Source organism: Gramella sp. MT6 (genome assembly GCF_019357415.1).
Classification (GTDB): domain Bacteria; phylum Bacteroidota; class Bacteroidia; order Flavobacteriales; family Flavobacteriaceae; genus Christiangramia.
This window is the reverse complement of sequence record NZ_CP048410.1, coordinates 3,719,630-3,746,504: the sequence shown is the minus strand read 5'-3', so window position 1 is coordinate 3,746,504 and position 26,875 is coordinate 3,719,630. Positions and strand designations below refer to the sequence as shown.

General features: G+C 37.1%; 20 protein-coding genes and 1 tRNA gene. 4 read left to right on the top strand and 17 right to left on the bottom strand.

Annotated elements, in window-relative coordinates:
- Positions 1-179 precede the first annotated feature (179 nt).
- Positions 180-4,823 (top strand): Ig-like domain-containing protein, encoded by a 4,644-nt coding sequence (locus tag G3I01_RS16930; RefSeq protein WP_219549921.1) that lies wholly within the window; start codon positions 180-182, stop codon positions 4,821-4,823.
- Here G3I01_RS16930 and miaA read toward each other — a convergent pair.
- From miaA to G3I01_RS16895, 7 genes are all read right to left on the bottom strand, one after another.
- Positions 4,813-5,721: a tRNA (adenosine(37)-N6)-dimethylallyltransferase MiaA gene (gene miaA, locus G3I01_RS16925; RefSeq protein ID WP_219549919.1), complete on the bottom strand. Its 909-nt coding sequence runs from the start codon at positions 5,719-5,721 to the stop codon at positions 4,813-4,815. The genes G3I01_RS16930 and miaA overlap by 11 nt on opposite strands.
- On the bottom strand, positions 5,714-6,523 hold the full coding sequence (locus tag G3I01_RS16920; RefSeq protein ID WP_219549917.1) for an ion transporter: 810 nt from the start codon (positions 6,521-6,523) through the stop codon (positions 5,714-5,716). Before G3I01_RS16920 ends, miaA begins: the two co-directional genes overlap by 8 nt.
- A 53-nt stretch (positions 6,524-6,576) precedes the next feature.
- Positions 6,577-7,950, bottom strand: coding sequence for an exonuclease domain-containing protein (locus G3I01_RS16915; protein WP_219549915.1), 1,374 nt, complete (start codon positions 7,948-7,950; stop codon positions 6,577-6,579).
- Positions 7,951-7,965: 15 nt separating this feature from the next.
- Positions 7,966-8,625, bottom strand: a complete 660-nt coding sequence (locus tag G3I01_RS16910; protein ID WP_219549913.1) for a YggS family pyridoxal phosphate-dependent enzyme — start codon at positions 8,623-8,625, stop codon at positions 7,966-7,968.
- A gap of 69 nt (positions 8,626-8,694) precedes the next feature.
- Positions 8,695-9,930 carry a DUF1015 domain-containing protein gene (locus G3I01_RS16905; RefSeq protein WP_219549911.1) on the bottom strand — a complete coding sequence of 412 codons (1,236 nt, stop codon included), beginning with the start codon at positions 9,928-9,930 and terminating at the stop codon, positions 8,695-8,697.
- A gap of 95 nt (positions 9,931-10,025) precedes the next feature.
- Positions 10,026-10,916, bottom strand: a complete 891-nt coding sequence (locus tag G3I01_RS16900; protein ID WP_219549909.1) for a 3-hydroxybutyryl-CoA dehydrogenase — start codon at positions 10,914-10,916, stop codon at positions 10,026-10,028.
- Positions 10,917-11,047: 131 nt separating this feature from the next.
- Positions 11,048-12,013, bottom strand: coding sequence for a Gfo/Idh/MocA family oxidoreductase (locus G3I01_RS16895; RefSeq protein WP_219552858.1), 966 nt, complete (start codon positions 12,011-12,013; stop codon positions 11,048-11,050).
- 135 nt (positions 12,014-12,148) lie between these two features.
- Between G3I01_RS16895 and G3I01_RS16890 the strand changes: the two genes are divergently transcribed.
- Positions 12,149-12,790, top strand: a complete 642-nt coding sequence (locus tag G3I01_RS16890) for a protein-L-isoaspartate(D-aspartate) O-methyltransferase (protein ID WP_219549907.1) — start codon at positions 12,149-12,151, stop codon at positions 12,788-12,790.
- 130 nt (positions 12,791-12,920) lie between these two features.
- On the opposite strand, the gene G3I01_RS16885 is transcribed toward G3I01_RS16890, so the two are convergent.
- Complete coding sequence (locus G3I01_RS16885) at positions 12,921-13,949, bottom strand: M28 family peptidase (protein ID WP_219549905.1); 1,029 nt, start codon at positions 13,947-13,949, stop codon at positions 12,921-12,923.
- Between the two features lie 279 nt (positions 13,950-14,228).
- On the opposite strand from G3I01_RS16885, the gene G3I01_RS16880 reads away from it, so the two are divergent.
- A tRNA-Ser gene (locus G3I01_RS16880) sits at positions 14,229-14,313 on the top strand.
- 155 nt (positions 14,314-14,468) lie between these two features.
- Here G3I01_RS16880 and G3I01_RS16875 read toward each other — a convergent pair.
- The 8 genes from G3I01_RS16875 to G3I01_RS16840 form a co-directional block, all read right to left on the bottom strand.
- Entirely contained in the window at positions 14,469-15,605 is a 1,137-nt protein-coding gene (locus G3I01_RS16875; protein ID WP_219549903.1) for an FkbM family methyltransferase, read from the bottom strand.
- Between the two features lie 113 nt (positions 15,606-15,718).
- On the bottom strand, positions 15,719-16,741 hold the full coding sequence (locus G3I01_RS16870; RefSeq protein ID WP_219549901.1) for a protein rep: 1,023 nt from the start codon (positions 16,739-16,741) through the stop codon (positions 15,719-15,721).
- A 39-nt stretch (positions 16,742-16,780) separates the two neighbouring features.
- Entirely contained in the window at positions 16,781-17,056 is a 276-nt protein-coding gene (locus G3I01_RS16865) for a helix-turn-helix domain-containing protein (RefSeq protein ID WP_219549899.1), read from the bottom strand.
- 79 nt (positions 17,057-17,135) lie between these two features.
- Positions 17,136-18,500 carry a hypothetical protein gene (locus G3I01_RS16860; RefSeq protein ID WP_219549897.1) on the bottom strand — a complete coding sequence of 455 codons (1,365 nt, stop codon included), beginning with the start codon at positions 18,498-18,500 and terminating at the stop codon, positions 17,136-17,138.
- Positions 18,500-19,774 (bottom strand): tyrosine-type recombinase/integrase, encoded by a 1,275-nt coding sequence (locus G3I01_RS16855; RefSeq protein WP_219549895.1) that lies wholly within the window; start codon positions 19,772-19,774, stop codon positions 18,500-18,502. The genes G3I01_RS16860 and G3I01_RS16855 overlap by 1 nt, the downstream gene beginning before the upstream one ends.
- A gap of 600 nt (positions 19,775-20,374) precedes the next feature.
- A complete protein-coding gene (locus G3I01_RS16850; RefSeq protein WP_219549893.1) occupies positions 20,375-23,353 on the bottom strand; it encodes a histidine kinase in 2,979 nt (992 codons plus the stop codon).
- On the bottom strand, positions 23,331-24,083 hold the full coding sequence (locus tag G3I01_RS16845; protein WP_219549891.1) for a LytTR family DNA-binding domain-containing protein: 753 nt from the start codon (positions 24,081-24,083) through the stop codon (positions 23,331-23,333). Before G3I01_RS16845 ends, G3I01_RS16850 begins: the two co-directional genes overlap by 23 nt.
- Positions 24,084-24,199: 116 nt before the next feature.
- Positions 24,200-24,943: an energy transducer TonB gene (locus tag G3I01_RS16840; protein ID WP_219549889.1), complete on the bottom strand. Its 744-nt coding sequence runs from the start codon at positions 24,941-24,943 to the stop codon at positions 24,200-24,202.
- A 326-nt stretch (positions 24,944-25,269) separates the two neighbouring features.
- On the opposite strand from G3I01_RS16840, the gene G3I01_RS16835 reads away from it, so the two are divergent.
- Positions 25,270-26,121 carry a universal stress protein gene (locus G3I01_RS16835; RefSeq protein ID WP_219549887.1) on the top strand — a complete coding sequence of 284 codons (852 nt, stop codon included), beginning with the start codon at positions 25,270-25,272 and terminating at the stop codon, positions 26,119-26,121.
- Between the two features lie 21 nt (positions 26,122-26,142).
- Here G3I01_RS16835 and G3I01_RS16830 read toward each other — a convergent pair whose 3' ends face one another.
- A complete protein-coding gene (locus G3I01_RS16830; RefSeq protein ID WP_219549885.1) occupies positions 26,143-26,862 on the bottom strand; it encodes a class I SAM-dependent methyltransferase in 720 nt (239 codons plus the stop codon).
- Positions 26,863-26,875 lie beyond the last annotated feature (13 nt).

Here is a 26,875-nt window from a genome sequence, read left to right as displayed (position 1 = left end):
CCTGAGATCCCGAATGATCCCGGTTTTTTCTTACCTGGTCCCAATGCGGACCTATACCCGTAATCTTAGCATAATTTTAAGAACGGTTTTCCTACAATACTTATCTTTATGGCGTTCACCAAACCTGCTGGAATTTGATAAGTAAAGCCAATATATCTTTTTTTAAGGGGTCTTCTCTTATGAGGATAGCAGTTGCGGCACTATTATATTTTTCCGCTTTTGGATTTGCTTATGGGCAGGGCCCGGAGAATACTGTTCCTGCTTATGATCATTTAACAGGGGTTGATCTGGGTACTGCTGGTACCTCTTCACTAGAAAATATAATAATTTCTGTCGCTGTAGACTCTCAAGGCTTTATTTACACTCTTTCTTTCGGAAATGGAGTTGATAAAAGAAATCCGGATGGTAGCATGAATCAGGAGAAATTGATTCCAGGCAATCTATTACAAGATCCGTTGGATATTGAAATAGATAGTTCAGGTAATATTTACATTGCAGATTATTTTGAGAGTGGAAGTTGTTTAGATAATGGAAAAGTTAAAATCTTTAATTCTAATGGAGATTTTGAAAATGAGATTGCTTATTCATATTTCAGACCTTTAGGGTTAGCAATAGATATTAATGATAATATTTATGTTGCAGAATATTATGATGGTTCAACCTGTGAAAGCGAAGAAGAAAGCAGAATAAGAGTTTTTGATAGTAATGGAATTCTTTTAGATCAAACGAATTCTGTGGAAATTCCCTTTAGATTGGATGTAGACTCAAAATCTACTTTATATGTTAGTCAGGCTGGAGATGATAATCCACAAGTCCTTTATTTCGATTCGAATTTAAATTTTCAAGGCACATTATCAAATATAATTTCACCTGGTAGTGTGGTTGTTGATGAATTTGATTTTATTCATGTCGTAGAATATGCCGGAAGAGTAGATTTTGAAAAATTTTTAAACTACGACGAACTAGGTTTCCTTGACTTATTAATCTTAGCATCTAATATCCAGGAAGGAATTGATAGAAATGAATTCGGATTTAAAATTTTTAATTCTAATAAGGAATTTGAATATTATTATCAGGACAATCAGATTAGATTTCCGGTAGATATCACAATTAATGATCATAATTGTAATACCAAGTTATATTTAAATAATGCGAATATTAATGGAACTTCATTACAATTTGATTTAGAGATCTATGAACGTAGTCCTTCTTTTGATTTAACCGATCCAGTTGCTAATTGTGGAGGAGATTTTGATTTACAACTCGTAAATGGCTCAGCCTCAATTAGTGTAGAAGATGTTAATAATGGATCAACCGATAACTGCGGGATTAAGGATATTAGTCTTTCTAAAACAACATTTACTGAAACCGGGGATTTTGATGTAGTAATGACTGTTACTGATAACGCGGGAAATGAGGATACTTGTACAGTTCAAGTAACTGTTACTGGAGAAGAGACAAATAACCAGCCTCCAAATGCCGTAGACGATTCATATACGGTTATAGAAAATCAAACCTTAAATGAAGCTGCTCCCGGTGTATTGATTAATGACACTGATTCTGAGAATGATCCTTTAACGGCTGTTTTGCAGACTGATGTTTCTAATGGAACGCTAGAGTTGAGACCTGATGGATCTTTTATTTATACACCTGATCCAAATTATACAGGATCTGATTCTTTTACTTATGCAGCGAATGATGGAGAATTGAATTCGAACGTGGTATCAGTAAGTATTACGGTAACTCCAGAACCTAATCAAGCTCCGAGCGCAGTTGCCGATTCATATACGGTTATAGAAAATCAAACCTTAAATGAAGCTGCTCCAGGGGTACTGATTAATGATACTGATCCTGAGAATGATCTTTTAACGGCTGTTTTGCAGACTGATGTTTCTAATGGAACGCTAGAGTTGAGGCCTAATGGATCTTTTATTTATACACCTGATCCAAATTATACAGGAACTGATTCTTTTACTTATGCAGCGAATGATGGAGAATTGAATTCGAACGTGGTGTCAGTAAGTATTACTGTCACTCCAGAACCTAATCAAGCTCCGAGCGCAGTTGCCGATTCATATACGGTTATAGAAAATCAAACTTTAAGTGAAGTTGCTCCAGGGGTACTGATTAATGATACCGATCCTGAGAATGATCCTTTAACGGCTGTTTTGCAGACTGATGTTTCTAATGGAACGCTAGAGTTGAGGCCTAATGGATCTTTTATTTATACACCTGATCCAAATTATACAGGATCTGATTCTTTTACTTATGCAGCGAATGATGGAGAATTGAATTCGAACGTGGTATCAGTTAGTATTACTGTCACTCCTCAGGCCGAGCCAAATTTCGATTGTCCCCAGGAAGGAGATTTCGAACCAATAACCCTCGCTGAAAATTGTGATTTTGAGGTTCCAGATTACAGGGGAAGTGTCACCAATTTTCAAAATATCGAGAATCCTGTTGTTCGGCAAACTTATATAAGAAACCCTGATGCGGTAAGAGTTACCTTAGAAGTTTATGACGGCAATGAACTGGTAGGGGATTGTACCTTCGACGTTCCTGTTCTGGATGAAACTGCTCCAGAGATCCTTAATTGTGATAGCCTCAACGATATAGTGACTATAGAGGAAGGAGGGGTACATCAATTAGGTAATTATACTGAAGAAGTCGAAGTTCGTGATTGTAGTGCTTATGAGGTTACCCAGGAACCACAATCTGGAACCAGTATTAACATAACGACACAGGTCACTATTACAGTTACTGATGATACCAGGCATACCGATACCTGCACTTTTACTGTTGAGGTAAGGGAAGAATCCGAGGTTCTGGATTTAACCTGTCCGGGTAGTTACGCTGTATTGGCAGATGAGAACTGCGTTTATAAAGTTCCGGATTTTTCCGGGATCGCAACCGCAAATATCGATGGCGCGGTCATAGATCAGGATATCGAAGCTGGCTCCGTATTTCAGCCTAATAGCGATTCCTATGTGACCGTAACCGCGACTTTTGAAGATCAATCAGATTCCTGTAGAATTTATCTTTCACCAGTAGACGAGGAAGATCCGGTAGCAAGGTGTGTGGGTGATACTGAAATTCGCCTCGCAGAAGGGGAAACCATTCAACTAAATGCGGAAGATTTTGATGCTGGGAGTTCAGATAATTGCCAGATAGCTACCTATAATCTGGACCGCAACTCTCTTTCCAGCGCCGATGAAGGGGAAAATGTGATCACTCTCACGGTTAACGATGCGGCCGGAAATCTGGACTTTTGTGAATTTACCGTGAATGTAATTGTAGAAGAACCAGGAGAAATTGACTTTTCCTGTCTTATCGTAGAGTATAAACTTGCGCCAGATGAAAACTGCGAATATTTTCTGCCAGATTTCAGCGAGATCCTGGAGTATAGCCCTGCAGAGGCAGATTTTGAGCAGTCTATAACTTCCGGAACCCAGCTATTCGAAGATATAGAGGTTGAGGTAACAGTATCTTATCAGGGAGAAAGCAAAACCTGTAATCTTTATGTTTCCCTTGAGGATCAGCCTCAGGCAATTTGCAGATCAGATTTTCAGATCCAACTTGACGAAGGTGAAACAGTAACGATTCAACCCGAAGACCTGGATAACGGGTCCTTTGCAAATTGTAGTGAGATCAATTTAAGTCTGGATAAAACCGAATTCACTTCTGCGGATCTTGGTGCCAATATTGTCACCCTTACCGTTACCGACGAAGCTGGTAATACAGATACCTGTCAGACCACAGTAAATGTGGTGCTGAATGGTTCGGGAGTTAACCAGCCTCCAGTCGCCATAGATGATGAATACACGACCAGTATAAATACCACATTAGAGGTTTCTGCCTCGAACGGAGTTCTGGTGAACGATACAGATCCCGAGAATGATGAACTTACGGTTATTTTGCAGGACAATGTTTCCAATGGAACTTTGGATCTCAATGCAGACGGATCATTTACTTATACGCCAGATCAGGACTTTTTCGGGCAGGATTATTTTACCTATATAGCCAATGACGGTGAATTAAATTCTAATATCATCTTTGTTTCTATAAATGTCGAAGACGGGAACGGCGAATTCAGTTGCGTAGAAAGACTAACGCTTAGTCTTAACTCTGAAGGTTCTGCTGAATTGAATATTGAAGATCTCTACAGCGGGAATGTTGAAGGCATCGAGTTTGGGGCGACCGAAAGATTTTTTAGTTGTGAGGATATTGGCGAAAATACCGTCACTCTGGTTTATACAGGAAAACAGGAAGGATCATGCGAAATAGTGGTGGAGGTAATAGATATGTCTGCACCGGTATTGGCTTTAAATGACCTGGAGGTTTCTCTTAACGAGGCGGGTGTGGCTACTTTAACTTTTAATGACCTGGATGCAGGTTCACGAGATAATTGTAATGGAGAGATTATATATACGCTTAGCCATTCGGCTTTCACCTGCAAGAATTTAGGTGAGAATGAGATCCTGGTGACGGCTGAAGACAGCAGTGGAAATAGTTCTACCAGAACAGCGATGGTGACCGTTTTAGATAATGAAGGTTTCTGTAATGATTTTGGAGAAGGTTCTGAATATATTTTTATCTATCCTAATCCAAATACCGGAAGTTTTAAAATAGCCACTCCGGCAGATGTTCTTATTGAAAGAATTGAAGTTTTTGATCATCGCGGAAGGTTTATCGCGGCAAGAGATTACGAAAGTACAGCAACCGAATATCCTATGGAAGTAGGACCTTTACAGGAATCGGTTTATGTAGTTAAGATCGTTACCAACGAGAGAACGCTTACAAAAAGATTTATTTTTAAGTATTGATCCGTTCTTCTATATAACTGAAGATCACTTCTGGATCCTCATTATATTCAAACCACTTGATATTTTCATCTTTTCTGAACCAGGTAAGCTGTCTTTTCGCAAACCGGCGGGTATTCTTTTTTATTTCTGAAATTGCTGTTTCAAGGTCTGTCTCACCATCAAAATACTGAAATAGCTCCTTGTATCCAACAGTATTCAAAGCATTGAAGTCTCGTTTGGGATATAGAGACCTGGCATCTTCTACCAGGCCATTTTCGATCATAAGATCTACCCTTTTATTAATGCGATCATAGATCAATTCCCTTTCTGCCGTAAGGCCTATACTTATAGTTTTGAAATCGCGCTCCTGCTTCTCCTTTTCCAGGAAACTGGAAAATGGTTTTCCTGTTTCTATACAGATCTCCAATGCCCTGATTAAGCGATGTGGATTTTGAACATCGGCAGTTTTATAATAATCTGGATCCAGTACAAAAAGCTTTTGCTGTAACCAGTCTATCCCATCCTTTTCGAGGTGTTTATTCAGGTTTTTCCGGATTTGAGGATCAACCTCCGGGAATTCATCCAGGCCTTCGGTTACAGCTTTAATGTATAACCCACTTCCACCTACCATGACCACAAGATCGTATGATTGGAATAACTTCTCAAGTTTCTCAATGGCTTCCCTTTCAAAATCTCCCACGGAGTAATTGTCTTCAACAGAGATATGCTGAATAAAATGGTGCGGAGCAGCTTCCAGTTCTTCCTTTTCAGGAACAGCAGTTCCTATCTTCATTTCTTTAAAGAATTGCCGGGAATCTGCAGAAATGATCTCTGTATTAAAATGTTTGGCAACTTCTATAGAAAGCGAGGTCTTTCCGATGGCTGTAGGGCCTATAATATTGATCAGGTAATTAATCATTCAATGGGAATCCACATTTATGGCAATATTTTGCTCCATCCTGGTGCCTGCTGGCATTACAATTTTGACAAACCTGGGTATTCTGTATAGGCTTTTCTGTTGCCTTGCTATACTCAGCACTAACAATCCCGGTAGGAACCGCGATAATACCGTAACCAGTGATCATGATAAGGGAAGCTATAAGCCTTCCCAGCGGGGTTACCGGGGCAATATCTCCAAAACCAACCGTGGTAAGGGTAACAATACACCAATAGATACTTAGCGGGATATTATCGAAACCACCGCCTTTCCCTTCTACAAGGTGCATAAGGGTACCCGCAATGATACAAATAATGAGTACGGCGAATAGAAAGACAAAGATCTTAGCACGGCTGTTCCTTAAGGCATCGATCAATTTTCGGGATTCCCCGATATAACGGGTTACCTTCAATACTCTAAAAACTCTTAATAATCTTAAGGCCCTTATGGCAAAAAGAAGGTTTGCTCCTCCAAAGATAAAACCAATATAGCTTGGCAAGGTAGAAAGAAGGTCTACGATGCCATAAAAACTGAAAATATATCGCTTAGGTTTATTAATGGCGATGATACGAAGGACATATTCAATACTGAAAATTGCCGTAATGATCCATTCCGCGATATAGAACTCATAGGCATATTTCTCTATCATCCAGGTTACGCTCTCCATCATTACAAGGGCAACACTGATGATGATGACTATAAGCAACGAGATATCAAAAATTTTACCTGCAGGGGTATCTGCCTCATAGATCACTTCATGAAGCTTTGATTTCCAGGGCGGCATTGATTTTTTTTGGTCTTCCACAGTAGGTTAAAAATATGAAAAAATCCCGAAGCTTAATCCTGTATGGATAACTGGACGATTTTGAAATTATGTTTCTTTCGTAAAAAACTCTGAATGATATGTTCAGCGTCCCTATTGTTGTTCATGGGTGTAATGATAGATCTAATGATATCCAGTTTATTGATCTGATGATTAAGATTGAAATAACCAACTCCTTTAAACTCCCCATCTTCAATTAACAAAGCACTTTTTTCATCTACCTCACGGCCACGACCAATAAGCAGCATATTTTGATTTTCGTAAGAATACCTGTCTATCAATTTTTCTGCTCTATCATTATATTCTTCCGGTGTTTCTTCTTCCAGGCAGGCTCCATGACAACTTTTAATAGTATAGGCAAAACAGTTACCCGTCCCACCGTGTAAACCTGAAAGCCGCTCGCAAAGCTCATATTCTTCAACCCATTTGGTCAAAGAGTTTTTCGCAGATCTCAGTGAGCTAAAGGTGGTGATATTTTTCTTTGTTTTATGTGCCCGGCCTATTTTAAAATTCACATAACCATTTTCATCTACTGAATGGTATAGGGCATGGCTGAAAATATCCTTTTTCAAAGCACGGTTATATCTGGGCTTGATTTCCTTTATCTCCTGGTTCTCCTTTAAAAGAGCTATCAATTCATTCCCGGTAAGTTCATAGGATACCGAAGCTACTTTGCGTTGCATTTCCCTGGACTTGGGATTATCATTCGTGAAATGCTGATTCACACGTTTCCTGATATTTCTTGACTTACCAACGTAAATGATCTCCCCGTTTTCATCATGAAAATAATAGACCCCTGTTTCTGAAGGTAATTCCTCGAGTATAAAAACGAGTTTAGTGTCCAGGTTCCTTTTTGGTTCCTTGCGCACATGTTCTTTCATGATGTCTTTTTCAACATCCTTGGCCAGCAACATTTTAAACAATTTGATGGTTGCCTGAGCGTCGCCAGCAGCACGGTGCCTGTCACTTAATGGAATTCCCAGTGATCTCACCAGTTTTCCCAAACTGTAGGAGGGAAGTCCTGGAATTAGTTTTTTGGAAAGTTCTACGGTACAAAGGCTTTTTCGTTCAAATTCAAAGCCCAGTCTTCTGAATTCAGTGCGCAGGATGCGATAATCGAATTTGGCATTATGGGCAACCAGGATGCAGTCATCTGTTATCTCTACCACGCGCTTCGCTATCTCGTAAAATTTAGGTGCATTGCGAAGCATGTTATTATTGATGCCGGTAAGATTCACCACAAAGGGCTGTATGGGTTGTTCGGGGTTAATAAGGCTAATAAACTGGTCGGTTACCTTGTGACCGTCAAATTTATAGATTGCAATTTCGGTGATCCCTTCTTCATTATATTTTCCACCCGTCGTCTCTATGTCTAATATTGCGTACAAATATCCTCTTCTTCTTTAATTATAATTTCGCGCCCCAAATATACTACTTCCAATACGAACCATGGTAGATCCGCACTCCACAGCGATCTGATAATCACCGCTCATACCCATGGAAAGTTCTTTAAGGTCTGGGTGTTGGTCTCTGAATTTATCAAAAACTGACTTTAAATATTTAAATTCAAATCTTACCTGCTCTTCATCATCGGTAAACGTTGCCATACCCATAAGACCGATCACCTTTACATTCTCCATTTTGGAATAGGCTTCAGACTCTAATATTTCTTTAGCTTCATCTGCCGAAATACCAAACTTTGAATCTTCTTCAGCGATCTTTATCTGTAACAGGCAGTTAATAGTACGATCGTTCTGTTTAGCCCTTTTATTGATCTCTTTCAGAAGTTTAAGACTGTCTACGGCATGGATCAAAGATACAAAAGGAGCCATGTATTTCACCTTGTTCCGCTGAACATGGCCAACCATATGCCATTCAATATCCTTGGGTAGATCTTCCCACTTATCGGTCATTTCCTGGATCTTGTTTTCCCCTAAGATTCGCTGTCCGGCGTTGTAGGCCTCCATTAGATCTTCATTGGGTTTGGTCTTGGAAATGGCCACGAGCTTCACATTTTCAGGAAGTTCGTCTTTATATTTTTTAATATTTTCAGAAATGTCCATCCTTTATTTCAGTTTTAAATTAAGGATTCAAAAATTTAATTTGCCGGGGAAATTCTGGTCCAGCCAGATCTAAAATTCGTAGATCGTTAGACCGCTGCGTAACTTAGGTTCAATATAAGTACTTTTTGGCGGCATGGTCAAATTTTCATCTGCAATTTGTTTGATTTCTTCGATCCCGGCTGGTAACATTCCAAATCCTACCTCAAATTCACCACTGTCTACCCTCGTTTTCAGCTCAATTAGGTCGTTACGCCCATGTATATAAGCAATGCGCTTGTCATACCTTAGATCTTCAATTCCTAAAATAGGTTTCAAGATCTTTTCAAAAAGTATATAGGAATCCAGTTCGCTAAGTGAATCGGTGAATTTATAGTTCGTCTTTCTAAGGTAAAGTGAATAAAATTCCCCGCCAAGGTACATATTAAAATGATGCTTTTTCGATGGTTTGTAAACTTCGAAACCACGATTTTCTATTCTGAACCATTCATCCAGCAATATGAGAAATTCTTCTTTTGAATGTCCGTTAAGGTCTTTAATAAGCCTGCTGAATTCAAAAATTCTAAGGTTGCTTTCAGAAATGAGATAGCTCATAAAGAAATTATAAGCCTCCTCTCCTGTATGGTTAGGATTGTTTTCCCTACTCTCCTTAGCTAGTAACCAAGAAGAAGCACTGCGGTGGTGGCCATCTGCGATATAAAGCTTTTCCATTGCCCCGAATTCGGCCTTGATCTTTGCGATATTTTCCGGATCATCAATTAGCCAAAGCGAATGAATCTCCTTGTTATAAGTGGCAAATTCATATTCCGGCCTTGATTTCATCCTTTCTTCCAGAAGGTCATTAATCACCTGGTTATCGGGATAAGTGAGCAATACAGGTTCAGTATTAAATCCAACCACCTTCAGATATTCTTTAAAAAGCTCTTCACGGTGGGCGATCGTATCCTCATGCCGCCGAATCACCTCATTTTCATAATCCTCTACACTGGTCGCGGCGATAATTCCGCAGCATGAAGCATCACGGCTTTTGATGTTATAAATGTAATAACACGGCTGTTCGTCCTGTATAAAAGTGTGCTCTTCCTTGAACTCAAGATATCTGTTCTTCACCATTCCGAAGCGTTTCTCCCCACCAATCTCATGCTGGAACTTATAACCCGGGTTAATGATATGAAGAAAGGAATAAGGATTGAATTCTAATTGCGCTCTCAGCTCTTCTTCGCTGTAATCTTCATAAGAACGGGAAGCAACGAGGCCCGCAAAAGCGGGCGCCGGTCTCACTGCTTTAAAGGGAATTATTTTAGTCAAATTTTATAATATGCGTTTAAAGAGATTTGTCCCTGGGAACTAAATGACAATATTTAAATCATTTTAGGGGACAAGTAAAATCTCAATAAGTGAGTCTAACTGCTAAATTGAGATGAAACTTTTTCAGCTTTTCTGCTTTCAGAATAATCATAGAATCCTTCACCAGATTTCACCCCGATCTTGCCAGCTCGAACCATATTGGTCAATAACGGACAGGGAGCGTATTTTGGATTTTTGAATCCGTAATACATTACCTCAAGGATAGAATGACAAACGTCCAGCCCTATGAAATCTGCTAACTGAAGTGGTCCCATTGGATGTGCCATTCCCAGTTTCATTACCGTGTCTATCTCGTAAACTCCCGCTACACCATTGTAAAGGGTTTCAATAGCCTCGTTGATCATAGGCATCAAGATCCTGTTAGCAACAAATCCAGGGTAATCATTTACTTCTACAGGTGCCTTGTTCAGCTTTTCTGAAAGTTCCATCACCGTCTTTGTCACCTCGTCACTGGTATTGTAACCGCGAATGATCTCTACCAGCTTCATAACGGGCACAGGATTCATAAAGTGCATCCCAATCACCCTTTCAGGATTAGAGACCGCAGAAGCGATCTGTGTGATAGATATCGATGAGGTGTTGGTCGCCAGGATCGTGTCGTCTGAAGTATGCTGATCCAGATGTCTAAAGATCTTAAGTTTTAGCTCCGTATTTTCAGTGGCAGCTTCAACCACGAGGCTGGCATATTCCACTCCTTCAGAAATATCTGTGTAAGTGGTAATATTTTCCAGCGTTTCTTTTTTCTGATCTTCGCTGATCTTTTCTTTAGAAACCATCCTGTCAAGGTTTTTGGAAATGGTATCCATTCCTTTTTTCAGGCTTTCCTCTGAAATATCGATCAATTGAACTTTGTAGCCATTCTGCGCAAAAGTATGCGCGATACCGTTACCCATCGTTCCGGCTCCTATTACTGCAATATTTTTCATTAAATTAGTTTTTCAGGATTTTCTTAAAGCATCATCCTGTCCCGATGTTTCGGTAGTTTCAGGATCTTCATTTTGAGAAGCTGAAACGAGTTCAGCTTGACGAATTTTAATAGAAATTCCTGGTTATTATATTATACATTAAAATTAGCGATGACCTGGTTCGCAACTTTGAGGGCTTTAGCGCCCTGTTCCATGGTTACCACAGGTTCTTTATCATTTTTTATAGCATCGGCAAAACTTTCCAGTTCTTCCAGGATCGCGTTATTTGGAGAAACATTAGGATTGTCGAAATAGATCTGTTTTTTAATTCCTTCAGCATTTTGAAGGATCATCGCAAAATCGTCAGGATTTTCCGGAGCATCTTTCATCTTCACTACCTCACATTTTTTCTCTAGGAAGTCTACAGAAATATAGGCGTCTCGTTGAAAGAATCTCGATTTTCTCATATTCTTCATTGAAATACGGCTGGCCGTAAGATTCGCTACACAACCATTTTCAAATTCGATCCTGGCATTCGCAATATCGGGAGTGTCACTAATTACTGAAACTCCGCTGGCATTGATCTTTTTCACATCAGATTTCACCACACTTAGAACCGCATCGATATCATGGATCATAAGATCAAGTACTACGGGCACATCTGTACCACGCGGATTAAATTCTGCTAATCTGTGAGCTTCAATAAACATGGGGTTTTCTATGCGATCTGCTACCGCCTGGAAAGCGGGGTTGAATCTTTCTACGTGCCCAACCTGACCTTTCACGCCATGTTCTTTAGCAAGTCTTATCAATTCTTCGGCTTCCTCGAAGGTATTGGTGATCGGTTTTTCAATAAAAAGATGTTTGCCTGCCGATATTACCTTTTTCGCAACGTCAAAATGAGAAAGAGTAGGAGTAACAACATCGATCATATCTACCGCAGCGATCAGTTCATCCAAGTCATCAAACATCTTATAACCAAATTCTGAGGCGATCTTTTCAGCATTTTTCTTATTCGCGTCATAGAAGCCTATAAGTTCAAATTCTTCAGATTGCTTTAAAAGTTTCAGATGAATTTTTCCGAGGTGGCCTGCACCCAGAACTCCTGCTTTCAGCATATTTTTTGCGTTTTTCACAAAAATAGCATTTTGATATTAAATACTTTATAAAATTAGGCTAAATCCCGAAGGCGTTTTGCTTGGGATAAATCAGCTTGTTTGCCTAATTTTATAGCCTGATTAAAGCATGAAAACTTGAAGGATACTTACAGACACCAGGGGAAAAGACAGCAATTGGTGAGAACCGTAAAGAAAAAAGGCATCACCGATGAGAAAGTCCTTGCGGCCATTGGGAAAATCCCGAGGCATCTCTTTATGGATAGTAGTTTTGAAGATCATGCGTACCAGGATAAAGCTTTTCCTATTGCGGCAGATCAAACAATCTCGCAGCCTTATACCGTAGCTTTCCAGACTGAATTACTGGAAATCAAAAAAGGAGATAAGGTGCTGGAGGTAGGAACGGGTAGCGGATATCAAACTGCTGTGCTTTGCGAACTTGGGGCTAAGGTATATAGTATCGAACGCCAAAGAGAGCTTTATAAGAAGACGAAAACCTTCCTTTCCAAATTAGGCTACCGTCCTAAATATTTAAGTTTTGGAGACGGATATAAGGGTATTCCGGAATATGCGCCTTACGATAAGATCATTGTCACAGCTGGTGCTCCGGTGGTCCCAAAAGATCTGTTGAGTCAGTTAAAAGTAGGAGGAAGGCTGGTGATCCCAGTTGGAACCGAAGTGCAAACCATGACCCTTTTCATTAGGAAAACTGCCAAGGAATTTGATAAAAAGGAATTCGGCGCCTTTAGATTTGTACCGTTACTCGAGGACAAAAACTAAAAAACTATTTGGTTGATATATGAGAATTGACAAATTAGTGGTCTTAATTAAAACCACTAATTTCTTATTTGCTAGGAATAAAAAAAGCCTCATTTTATAACGAGGCTTTTTAATTTAATTTCGAAAGAAATTATTTTCCAACGCTGGCAGAATCTTCAGCTTTATCTACAACCAGTCTGGCATCGCGGTTAGCGATCTCCCAGGCAGTAAGGAATACCAGTCTTGCTCTTTTTGCTAACAGGTCATATTCAATTTTGTCTGGGGTATCTGTAGGTTTATGATAATCTGCGTGAGTCCCGTTAAAGTAAAAAATGATCGGGATATTGTTCTTGGCGAAGTTATAATGGTCACTTCGGTAATAGAACCGATTTGGATCGTTTTCATCATTATACTTATAATCCAGGTCCAGATTAATGTACTTAGAATTCACAGCCTCACTTAAATTATGTAGCTCTGTACTTAGTTTATCACTACCAATAAGGTAAACATAGTTTTCGTTGCCTTCGTGAAACGGATCTATACGTCCAATCATATCTATATTTAGATTTGCCACAGTATTTTCCAACGGAAAAACCGGCTCGTCTGTATAGAATTTTGACCCTACAAGTCCTTTTTCTTCCCCGGTAACATTTAGGAAAAGAATAGATCTTTTTGGAGTGTATCCATCTTTGCTGGCTTTTACAAAAGCTTCGGCGATCTCAAGGATCCCTACAGTACCAGATCCGTCATCATCTGCTCCATTATAGATATTTCCTTCATCATCTATACCTACATGGTCATAATGGGAAGAGATCACCAGGATCTCCTCCGGTTTTTCAGACCCTTTAAGAAAGGCCAATACGTTCTCGGTAGATTTTATATTTCCGTTTCTAAAATAACTGGAAGGAACTTCCTGGAAATAATCGTCACCACCTATAGGGGAGGGTAGGTCAAGACTTTTGTATTCATTTTTCAAATACTCTGCAGCTTTCTTTTGTCCTGGTTCGCCGGTCTCACGACCTTCAAATTCATCGCTGGCAAAAGTGTACAGATGCTCTTTTAATTCTTCTGCAGTAATGCTTTTAGCATACTCCATAGGATCAGCATTTTCTACCTTCCCATTTTGAGCACTGCAGGATAAAAGGATGGCCGGAAAGACCAAAACCAATATTTTTTTCATTTTATTATTAAATTTTAGAATAATTGGCGCCAATATAGCGGTTTTGTTATTATTTAATTATAAGAGATTCATAAATATAGACCCTGTTGATGTAAGAAGGTTTAATTATGATCTGAATAACATAGGAATGGCAATTTTAGAGATATTTTAAGGATTGAAACTTATTGATTTTGAAAGGACTAAAAATTCCTTCAAAAAAGATCGGAAATTAGTTGTGCAAAATTAAAAAAGCGTGTTATATTTGCACCCGCATTCAGCAAATAGCTGATGAGGCACTCAGGAGAAATGGCAGAGTGGTCGAATGCGGCAGTCTTGAAAACTGTTGAGGGTCACACCTCCGGGGGTTCGAATCCCTCTTTCTCCGCTAAAAAGCCCCGTATCGCAATGATAATGGGGCTTTGTTTTTATAGTTGACAATATAGTCGACAATTCGGTTGAGTTTATTTTAAAAACTATTCTAAAATTTATTATAGTTGGAGTAGATTTAAATGTTGTGTTAGAAAATAAACATTTAAATTCTTAAATACAATATAATACTGCTTCACCACCGAATCCTGTAGTACAATCCAAGTACATTTTATAATCCTTTCTTAGACTATTGATTAGTTTTGGTATCTCTAATAAATCGTCCCATTTATGATATACACTAATTGCTAATTTTGGTTTGAAGTCCTGTATTGCCCTTGATGCGCCTTTTAAAGCTGGAATTTCAGCACCTTCAATATCCATTTTAATAAAATCAATCCTTTCTAATTTCTCATCTTTTAAGATGCTGTCAATAGTTATTGTTTGTACCTGTTTAGAAGATATTTCTTTTACTATTCTAGCGCCAGGGGAAGGAGATGATATATTAACAGTCTCATCATCTTTATCAGAAAGGGCTTTTAGTACCTGGGTTATATTATTAATTTCTTTATTTATTTTGCATTGTTCTGACAAAGCATTCATTCCCTCTTCCAGAATATCAAAAGCATAAGACTTGCCGCCACTTTTAGGGTCAGCAAGGGCAGCTAAATAAATTGTGGTATCACCCCATCCTACTCCTGCATCGATAACTGTATCACCTTTATTTACTTCAACAATCACATCATTCTTTTCATATCTATATAATCTTCCTACGTTATACATTGCTAATAAAACAGGTGAAGTAAATATAGAAATTTTAGGGTTTCCTAATGAGACTTTGCCTAATTCCCAATCATATATATTAAGATAGTCTTTAGAATTTAATATTTCTTTTGACGCGAATTCATATGAATCAATGTAATCTTTTGAGAAAGACGATAATCTCATACGATTCTCCTTAACAATAGCCATTAAAATCAATTCTGTAAAAATCTGTCTTGAATAATTATCTGACATAAGTTGATATGAATTTTCAAAACATGAATATTTCTCGTTGAAATTAGCAACAACATCTTTTTTAGAATATCTTTTCCTTTTTAATCTGGATTTAATTTTAGATGCAATTTTCCTTAGAGTGAACTGTTTTATTTGTGGTAGCCAAGGCATCTTTTCAGAATTATCAAGGCGGTGACGAGAATCACGTCCCCAACTAAAATAATCCTTAGGTGTATCATTTAAATTTCTTTCTAGGGTGTCATCTAAGACACTATTAAAATGCGTTTTTAAATCCATTCTTTTTGATTCTGTCAATTGCTGAAATGTTTTGAAGAGTAATTCTTTAATTTTAATTAAAACTTAAGCCAAATGGCAATATAACTTTAATATTCAATGAAATTAAATCATTTCCGATTCATTATATCCTTTCATTTAATATTACCATTAATATTATTTGATAACATAGCAGCCAGGTCTGAAGGAAGCTTATAATCTGTAAGTACCTCAGCGTTATATATATTCTGCCAATTTGCTAAGGCAGGATTAAATTCCCATTGCTTAAAATCACTAATTAATTGAGTAGTCGAAAGGTTATTTTTTGCTTTCTTCGGTAAATTGAAACCAAAGCGGTCGAATATTCTTTTTCCTTTCATTGCAGCTAATATCGTATCTAAAGCAGCTACATACATCTGCCGTTCATTTTCATTGGATTTGGAACGCTTTTTTAAGTCGGGTTCTGTAAAGATTTTACTTCCATATTTAATAATTTCTATAAGGTTTTTTTCTACATCGAATGTTTTCAGGATATACTGCGCTTTGGGTGAAACCATTCCTTTCTTACTTCTATTTATCCATTCGGCAACGATTATATTTGCCATAGCCTTATTTGCAACTATTAAATGAAAGTGAGGGTTATACGTTCTTCTCTGTGGATTGAAACAGCATTCTAAAGATTTTACACCTATTAGTTTCTCACCCGTTCCTCTCTGATCCTGCTTTTTATGCTTTTCAATGATTCGCTTAAATGTACTCTTCATTGATCTTATATAAGATCTTAACTGATTGTGGTTACAGGACTTTACGGTTAAGGTTATAAAATGAGGATCTTCCCATTCTTTTATTACTGGTAAATATTTATTAATGATTTCCGCTTTGCGAATACTACAACATAATGTGCAAAACCTATTTTTACAATATTTACCATAAAGTTTCCCCTTTGAAGTAGTTATGGAACTTTGACAATAGTATGTATTCCAATAAGCTTTTTCTCTTTCAGAATCATCTTTTTCTTTAACTACATCTATAAGACTTAAAGCCATAGACTGAGTAATAGTTTTTCTCTTAGCCCTTCCTTTTAAGGCTTCTTTATTGCTGAGGTCTGAACCTTCACCGGTTACAAATATGTGATCCTGTCCCTTTTTATCTGTCCCGTTTTCTGCTAATGTATACATATACCTAATTTTTGATTGGATAATTCCGTTAGAAGAATCTTAGCTACGTTTGTATTTTAGGGACTTCACACCTTCCAATGAATTATCAATATCGGTACGATTGATAAGAAGAATCCTGCCCACTTTTTTAGCAGGTATAAATCCTTTTTTGATGTAGTTGTGAACTGACTGCTCAGAAACCTTTAGAAGTTTGGCTGTTTCTTTTACGGTTAGGTTTTCAGGTTTTTCTTTATCCTCTGGTTTGTGTTTGATCTCCAGAAGAAGAGTTTCGATGTTTGCTAATCTTTGGTTTAGCGTTTCAAATGGGTTATTCATGACAAAATACTTTTAGAATTTCTTCGAAAGTATATGTCAGTGATTGAGGTAAGGGGGATGTAACTATTACATTATACCGTTACCTATTTTTAGATTGTGCTAATTTCAATTCTTCTAAAGCGATGTTTCGTGCTTCAGGATACTTATTAAGCATCTTTTTTGCTACAAATGATATATTAGAAATTTGATTGTTAGCTATCCGGTTAGTCTTGTGGTTGCTAATTTTGTTATATGCAATCTGAAAATATTTAGCCGTTGTATCTATTACCTTACTTCCTTCCAACAGTTCTTCAATTGCTGCTAATTTACCATTTGAATGATTTTCAAAATATTCGATCTTTCCGGCTGCTTGCATGTAATAAATGTATAGAGCGAATTTAAGAACAGTTATTTCCTGTTTGTCTTCTCTATTTTTCTGAGATTTATTTTTTAAGTATGGTGTTATTTCATCAATGAATTTCTTTTCACCTTTCAACCATTTCTTTAATACTTTAATATAACCGGATTGTTTAGAATTGTCAATGAGTTGCATTTCAAATAATTCCGTTTCCCTTTTTTTAATTATTAAGTCATACTTGATTTTCTCAGTATCTGTTAACAAGCCTGCCTTTAGTAGTGAATTACCATTCACCTGGCTTAAAATATTCTTTGTAGTATCTATTAATGATTGAGTTAGAGATTCTTTAGTATGAAGTTTAGCAACCTTTACATTCGAATACCTGTTTAAATGAAATGGCTCTGCAAGAATTGGGATATTAGTTCTATATCTTTCTCTTATATTATTGAAATAAGTAAGCTCAAATGGGAAAATTTTGTACCATTTATGATAGGTGCTTAGTAAAAGATTCAGATCTGGGTTTTTATTCTCAGGGTTGTCTTTTCTGAAACTATTGATGAAAGCCTTTATTTTTTCAATTCTTATTTTGATTTCTTTTTTAGAGATTTCATCTGACGTTATACTATTTTCAACAGTTCTAATTAATTCCAGTACATACAAAAAGTAACTTCCTAATTGAAATGATCCACCATATTGGGGGGGTAATGTTCCAATACTCTCAGTTACATAAGCTATATAGTCAGTAATATCTTCATACCAATCTTCATTATCGATTCGATCTATAATGTGATGATGAGTGAAATATACTTTATCGGCAATTTCTTTGTCTAAGTTTTTATAATCCTCAATATTAAAATCGGGAAACTCAGTCAGTTTTGCATGCTGTTCGCAGCAAAATGGAAATTTATCAGTTAATGGTCTAATCTCTTTCATCAATAATTCATGATTTTCCCTGCAGCTTTCGCAATTCTCAAAATTATGCGCACAATCGGTAGGTTGTATCGAAAAGGGAATTTCGTATTCACCCCCTGTAAATTGAAACATTTGATTGCCACAAAAACTTATTTCTTCTACTTTATCAACAAATAACTTTTTTCTTCTATGCATTACTCAGCTTTTTTTAATGGTGAATTTTTCATTTTCCATACTGTTTGCATAAAATCCTTTTTGTCTTCGTTATTAGGTTTATAGTATTTGTTGAATACTTCTAAACTCCTATGTCCGGTATATCCCATAATAATTTTATCGGGAATCTTTTTATTTTTCATTATTGTTATAAAGCTTCTTCGTGCTGTATGTGAAGAGATTCTTTCATAGAAGAAATTTTCTTTTTCGATAAGGTCTTTGCCTATCTTAATAGTTTTCTTTAATCGGTCTTTGTATTCCATTTCTTCAAAAACATCTTTGATATAAGAATTGAATTTTTGGGTAGAAATAGTAGGTAACTTATAATCGTACTTTTTCAGAATGTAATTTGAGAAGTCATTAAGTGGAATTTCTAAGGACTTATCTTTATTCTTCTGATCCCTAACTTTTATATTGCCGTTCTGAATGTCATTCTTCTTGATTTTAGAGTAATTACTTATTCTTAGACCTGTTACACAGCCAAATACAAATAAGTCCCTTACACGTTCTAATTTTGGTTTTTTACTTAGGTCATATTCAAATACTTTTTCAACCTGATCGATTGTTAAGGCAATTTCATCAGTTTGTTGAGCTTTAGGTGCTTTGAATTTCTGAAAATCTGTTTTGTAGGTGTGATTATTTTCTAAAGCCCAATAAAGGAATGTTTTTAATAGACCAACATTTCTTCTAAGTGTATTGGCTGAATGTTTTTTTTCTTCAATACAATACTGAATGAATTTGTTATAAAAGCTTTGATTAATCTGGTTGAAATGAATCTTTTTCTTCCTGTGGTCCTGAAAGTCTTCTAATAACTTTTTATTGTATTCGTATCGCTTTATGGTAGTTTCAGAATTGGCTTCATCTGTGAAATCACTTTTCTTCATATACAGAAAACTATCATAAACGCTGAAAAACTTATTTGAGATTGCCTTAGTACGTTTAAATTCAATATCAAATTCATCTTTTATGTCAACTATTAATAGCTCTCTATTTGAAAGCTTAAATGAGTTTACAGTATCAGTAAAGAAGTTGGAATACCTGTCTAGCTGTCTTTTAATAGTTCTTTGTTGATCTGACTTTGCAGTTCTCCCGTTGAGGTTCTTTGGCTGTCTATTTTCAAAGTCCCAATCGATAGGATTAATCACTTCTCCGGTAGAGTAGACAAATTTTCTTCCTTCGTTTTTGAAGTAAGCTGAAAAGAGTATTAGGGAATCCCCATCTTTCTTGGGTTCTTTCAAATTAAATGTTGATCTCATAACTTTTACCAGTTGACAGAATAGTTGACAGTAAAGATATAATTTAATAACGGTTGAGGATATAAATAATAGTTGTAATTATCAACAAACCCCTGTTAATTAAGGGTTTATTTAAAATAGGCTATATCTAAAATTATATAGTTCAAATACCTCTTTCTCCGCAAAAGAAAACCCGCAATGAAAATTGCGGGTTTTTTGTTTTAAACAAAGTATACCTGGTTCTTTAGTTTAATTCTTAAGATTTCCACCTGGATGATATTTTAAATCATCTTTATTAATTTTCTTTAACCTGAATAAAGCTTACTCTAACTCTTTGCAGAGTCCTCGTAATAAAAAAACCATCAACGAATTTGATCGTTAATGGCTTTTGGCTTGAAAAAATAGATTGGTTAGTTTGGATGATCTCTGGATAAAAAGATTAGAGAAGTGACTGCCACCATAGCTTAAATATGAAATTACAACCCTACCCATAATCTCAATTCTTAAAGCAACCCCAATTTAGGTGTAGCTGCCACTTGCCCTAATTTTTTTATAAAACTAAATATTTTGTTAAGATCAATTCTGCCCGTTTAGTAAACGTGTGGATTTTGGCAGTAAACGTTATATCTCTAAGGTAATGATGACTGTAGTTCCTTTGTTTTTTTTGGAATTTATGCGAACGGCCTCCTCTACATTATAACCTAGTAACGCCAGTCGCTCCTGGACGAGGCGCACCCCTTTTGAATCATGCAATTTATTAGTTGTACCTGAAGTAAAGCCAATACCGTTGTCTTGAATTTTACATTGTAGCAGATCCTCTGTCAATAGCTTAAAGGAAATTTCTAACCTGGGATCTTTAATATCACCGGGGAATGCGTGTACAAATACATTTTCCACAAAGGTTTGCAATATCATTGTAGGGATCTCCACCTCGTAGGTATCAATTTCAGGATCTATGCTCATTACCACTTCAATTTTATTATTGAACCTGGTATTTTCGATACGGATATAAGATCGTAAATATTCAATTTCCTCGACTAATAAAATACTAGGTTTGGTGCAGTGATCGAGGTTGAGCCGAATTAATTTGGCAAAATCACCCAGGAAAATGGTGGCGTTATCTATATCGCTGTCCATGATATAATTCTGTATGGAATTCATCGCATTGAAGATAAAATGCGGATTCATCTGCGCCAGGAGAGCTTCCATTTTTGTTTCTTCAAATCGTTTCTGGATAAGTCTCTTTTGCATTTCAAAATTCCGGGTTTGCCGTATCTGAAATTTATAGATGCTAAAAATCAATAGTGAAATTGTGGACATCACGATTAAAAGAAACCACCAGGATTTATAGAATGGAGGTAAAATCGCCATATTTAATAGAGACTGTGTATAACTTAAACCAGTGCTTTTATCTAAGACCCTCACATCAACCTCGTAATCTTTTGATGGTAAAAAAGGCAGAAATATTTGTGGTTCTGGAAAGGGACGACTCCAGTTCTCACTATTATTCAAACGATATTGATAACGTAATTTATGAGGATAAGGATGTGCATTGGTGCTAAATTTCAGCAATACAGTATTCTGGTCATACGGCAGGTCAATCTCCGTTTCTCCAGTGAACTCTTCGTATGCGAACTCATTGTTATTGATAAAAATTTCCTTGATATTCAGATCATTTACCAAAGGTTCGGCATCGCTTACCCGGTTAAGATCAATGGTGTAATAACCATCCTTGCTTCCAATAACTAACCTGTTTCCATCTACTTCTCCGCTAAGAAATGGCTGTTTCAGGCCCTGTTCCTCATTTAAGTATATAAACCTATCATCTTTATAAAGGCTTAGTCCTTTTTCAGTTCCTATCAACAAACTTCCCTGGTATTCCTTAAGGAATGAAATCGTATTACCCTCAATTTTTGCCCGTGGTATTTTCTTTAAGATTTCAAATGATTTTCCATCATTAACAATGAATACATCCCCAAACTCATTAGAGATAGCGAGGTTTTTTCCTAAGGAAGTGATATGTCTCAATTTTTTTTCTTTCCATCTTCCGCTTTGAATATAGGAGCTAAATTCATCCTTCTCCCAGGCATAAAGTCCTGAGAAAACCGAAAGAAAATAGGTCTTACGGTTTGTTTGTAAGCTATTGACCACCAAGGTAGGTGTTTCGGGATGATCCTGTAAAAAGTGGGTATACTCAAATTTGTTCAGATCCTGGTAGACTCTTACGCCACCATAAGGATGAGTTTCAATGAGATCTCCGTTTATTGTAAAGTTGATCTCTTCTGAATGTAGAGGCAGGTATCGATGCAATTTTCCGTTTTCCTCAATAGCGAATATCCCAATATTAGTATTTACCCAATAAACGTCTTTGTAAGTTTTAATGTCGTAAAACTGAATATCCCTGGCCCTGGTGGAATAATCTAATTCGTAAAAGGAATCTTCATGTTTTGGCAATGGTTGTTTTGTGGTTTTTATATATTCCTCCTGCCATTTTTTAAGCTGATCCAGGTTAATTTTGATCTCTTTTTCTTTTATAAGAATACCATTGCTGGATAATTCTGCGGAAGTGTTTCCGGTCCTGGCAAAGCCTATGATATTTTTACCTTCAGTTCTATGGAATTTTACCAGAGGATCTAATTTGATTTCAAACAAACCAGCATCCCTGGTACCTACGTATAACTTTTCAAATTTATCATCATAAGCAAGGGAGATCACTTCTTTACTGAAAATATTGAAGTCTGAAGCCCTTGAAATTAGTTCATCATTTTGGACCTCATAAATCCCTCCACTAGTATCATATATACCCCAGCCAGCCGCAAAAATTTTCTGATCCCTGGTTTTTATGTAATCCCAGATAATTGAATATCCAAGTTTTTTCGAAGATATAGTATCGCCCTTTTTTAAATAATCTGTAAGCGTAGTTTTCCTGAAAAAGCCTTTTTTACTGATGTAGATGCTGTCATTATTTTTTAATACGGAATAAACATAATCGTCGTTATTGACCTTGGTTAGAACCTTTTCATTGTCCTTTCCTGAAATTTTATAAATGCCAGATCTATAGGTAACCACATAAATTTGTTCCTTGACCTCAAAAAAGTTCTGAACTCTAAACAATTTCTCGCTTTCCGGAATATTAAAGGTGTGAACGTCATAGTTGTTAATGTTGACTAGGGAAACCCCGTCGCTGGTGCCAATAAACATGTGGTCCTTATGAGAGAATAGCTTGGTGACCTCATTATGAGCCAGTCCATCTTTCTCTGATATTACCCGGAATTTCGCGCCATTATAAATACTTATACCTTCGCCATAACTACCAAACCACAGGTTCTTATTCCTGTCTTCAGCAATTGCCCAGCAACTGTTCAGGGCCAAGCCATCCTCTTCAAAAAAGTATTTAAAAACATCGTTCTCCTTTTTTACCACCCCGTTATCGGTGCCAATCCAGAGTACATTATCGCTGTCCAACAATAGGGCTCTAACGGTATTGTTTGGCAACTCACTGGCAGCGTTATAATTTTTGCTGGGAAAATTTTGAGAGAACGCAATATTAAACCATAAAAAGAGTAAGAAGAAAAGTCTAGTGGTTTTGCAGAATCGCATTGATAAATTCTTCTTCTTTGCGGAAAGAGACAGGAAGTTTCTCTCCATTGGTTAATTCAACTTCTTTATTGGCCTTATGGTATCTAACCACATAATTTAAATTGAGAACATAGCTTTTGTGTATCCTTTTAAAGGAATTGGCAGGAAGGATCTCTTCTACAAATTTTAAGGTCTTCGCAGCCGTTTTAGTGCAACCGTCAATTTTCTTTATGCAGCAATAATTGCTCTCTGCTTTGCAATATAAGATTTGATTGGAATGTACGAGTTCAAAACCATCCACAGTAGGAAAAGCGATCTTACTCACGTTCTGGTCATTTACATTCAGGTTCTCGAGTAGTAAAGAAAGTTTTTTCTGAGCAGAACTGCCGGTCTTTTTAGATTCAAACCTTTTAATGGCTTCAGCAAGTTCGAGATGATTTATAGGTTTCAGTAAATAATCCAGCGCACTGCGCTTGATCGCTTTAATGGCAAATTGATTATAAGCTGTAGTGAAGATGACCTCAAAATTTATAACATCGAAATACTTGAATAATTCGAAACCATTTTTTTCGGGCATTTGTATGTCTAAAAACACGAGGTCTGGTTCATGTTCTTTAATCGCCAGAACCCCTGTGTCTACTGAATTGCACTTACCTGCAATATTGAATTTATTTGGGAAATATCTATCCAGGGTTTTTTCCAGTAAACTCTGGGCATTTAATTCATCGTCGATGATCACAGCTTTTATCATAAAATAAAACTACTATTTATTGCTGAAAAGAAAACCATTTAACCCTGTATTTCTGTTTTTTGAGGATTTTTTATTTCCTTTTCATTGCAACAATGCTTTATTTTAGAAAGCCTGTTTTATAAAGATTCTTCTCTTACTTCGAAGATGATCGGTAAAGTATAGACCACGCTTACGGGGCGGTTTCTTTGCCTTCCCGGACTCATTTTAGGTAGCATTTTAACAACTCTCTCAGCCTCTGCTTCCAGTAATTTATGTGGGCCACGGGTTTGGATTCCAGTTACATCACCATGCTCGTTGATTCTGAAAACTACGTAAATTCTATTGATACCGTACATGTTTAGGTCCGCACCAAGATTCGTATTGAACTCATCTTGTATCAATTCATCAATTTTGGTCGACATACATTTCTTTTTAGAAGCATTATCGGGTTGGTTCTCACAACCAGGATATACAGGCACATTTTCAATAAGCACAAAGGGAACTTCTTCTACCTTTTCTTCTAACTTTTCTTCTTTGATTTCGGCCACTTCGATCACCTTCTCGATCATTTGTTCCTGGCTGGATTCTGTAGATCTAATTTCGGTTTCTTCTACTTCCAGTTCATCGGCGACCACTTCGATCACTTCTGGTACGGGTGGGGGAGGTGGAGGAGGCGGAGGTACATCCTTTATCGCCGTCACCGGGATATCTTCCATATCGAATTCGGGTACAGTGACCTCATAGTTGAAAGTATCAGAATGTTCTGTAAACTTCCATTCAATTCCAAAATAAGTGATTGAAAGAATGATGATCAATCCTATCTGGAAATATATTAAGCTGTTACGGCTTAGGTCTGCTTTTGGATTTTTCTTGACTTGCATGGCTATGATATTTTAAGTCAATAATTATTAATCCTGAAGGTACTTCTAATACCCGCTAAATAATATGACAGGTATCATCTAACCAATCATTTGAGTCTACTCTTATTTTGGAGATTCCCGACCCGATCTTCATTTAAGCCCTTCAAAAATTTAGTCGGAAAACTCCTCCATTTTCCACGGATATAGCCGTTTAATTTTAAAGTAAATACAATGAATTAAATCGCAGCTTGACGTCTATATGATTCTTAAAATGAGCTGGTTATGATGTAGGTCATATTTTATAAGGATGAGCCATCGTATTTTGTAAAGAATTTAAAGTACAGGTCATGAAAAATATTCTTCTACCAACAGATTTTTCAGAGAATTCGGTAAATGCGATTAAATATGCGCTGAGGTTTTTTGAGAAGAGGAACTGTAATTTTTATCTACTGCATACTTTCACCCCGGCTTCCTATCATTCGGGTAAAGCTTTTCAGAATTTTACTTCTATGGAACTTGTCCACGCCACCAGGGATGCGGCGGCTGAAAAAATAAAGGCTCTTATAGCAGATCTCAAATCTGAATTCAAGAATCAGAAACACCATCTTAAGTGGGTAGTAGATTTCAACCTGCTTATAGGGAAGATTAGGAGCATGGTAAAGGAGAAGAATATAGATCTCATTATTATGGGAACCCAGGGTGCTACCGGTGCCAAAGAGATCTTTCTGGGTACGCACACCATGTATACCATCAAGAAAGTGAATTGTCCTGTGCTGGCCGTGCCTTCGGGATATCACTATAAAAAGCCGGAAGAGATATTGTTCGCAACAGACTATAACATCTTAAGGCCCCAGGATCTCAGGTTTCTGGAATATTATATCGGGTTACACTCCGCACGTTTACATATATTAAATGTTTATACCGAAACCCTGGACGAAAAACAACGGGAACACCGCAAACAGCTATCTGAATTTCTGAAAGATCGTAAACCTGTTTTTCATCTTACCGAAGGTGATGATATTCCCGAGGCTGTAGAGGCTTTTCAAAAAGAGAATAACATAGATCTTATGATGATGGTACATAAGAAGCATAGTTTTTTCGAAAATATACTTTTTAAACCTGTCATCAATCAACTGGTATATCATACCAATGTGCCCTTTATGGTCATGCCGGTACGGGAGAAGCAGAGTGAAGAGTAAGGTATGAAACTTAAGAAAAGATCACCCCTTTACAAATACCAAACAATGCTGCCAGGGTAGGTTATCAATATTTTTCTTCAATTTAAAACCGTTTGCTTTAAATTCTTTTACCGCCTGCTCTTCAGTCATTTTGTGAAGTTCTTTGATGGGGATCGAATCGTCCTCCCCGCGGTATTCTATTAGATAAATCTGGCCATCCTCACGTAAAGCTCTATGCATGGATTCCAGCATCTCTACCGGGTAACTGAATTCGTGATACACATCTACCATAAGGATCTTATCTACCGAGTCTTCGGGTAGATTTACTCTCTTTTCTGATCCCTTTACGATTTCAATATTGTTCAAACCCGATTCCTTCTTTCGTTCAAGGATGGACTGCAACATTTCCGGTTGGATATCTACGGCATAAATGAGACCTTCCATGGCTAGTGGAGCCATTTTAAAAACGTGATAGCCAGAGCCCGCGCCTATATCCGCGATGCTGTCTCCTGGTGAGATATCCAGGTTCTCAATAAGCCTGCTCGTATTTTCTTCTTTTTCACGTTCCGGGCGCTCCAACCATTTTATTCCCTGGTATCCCATTACATGAGAGATCTCCCGGCCTTTGTAGAATTTACCTGTGCCGTCTAAACTGCCAGATTGGTACGTATATTGTTCGCTGTTTTTTTCGGTTTGTCCTTTGCATTGAAAAAAGCTTAGGGCCAATAAGCTTATTATTATGGAATAAATGTAATTTCTCATGGGATCATCTTGA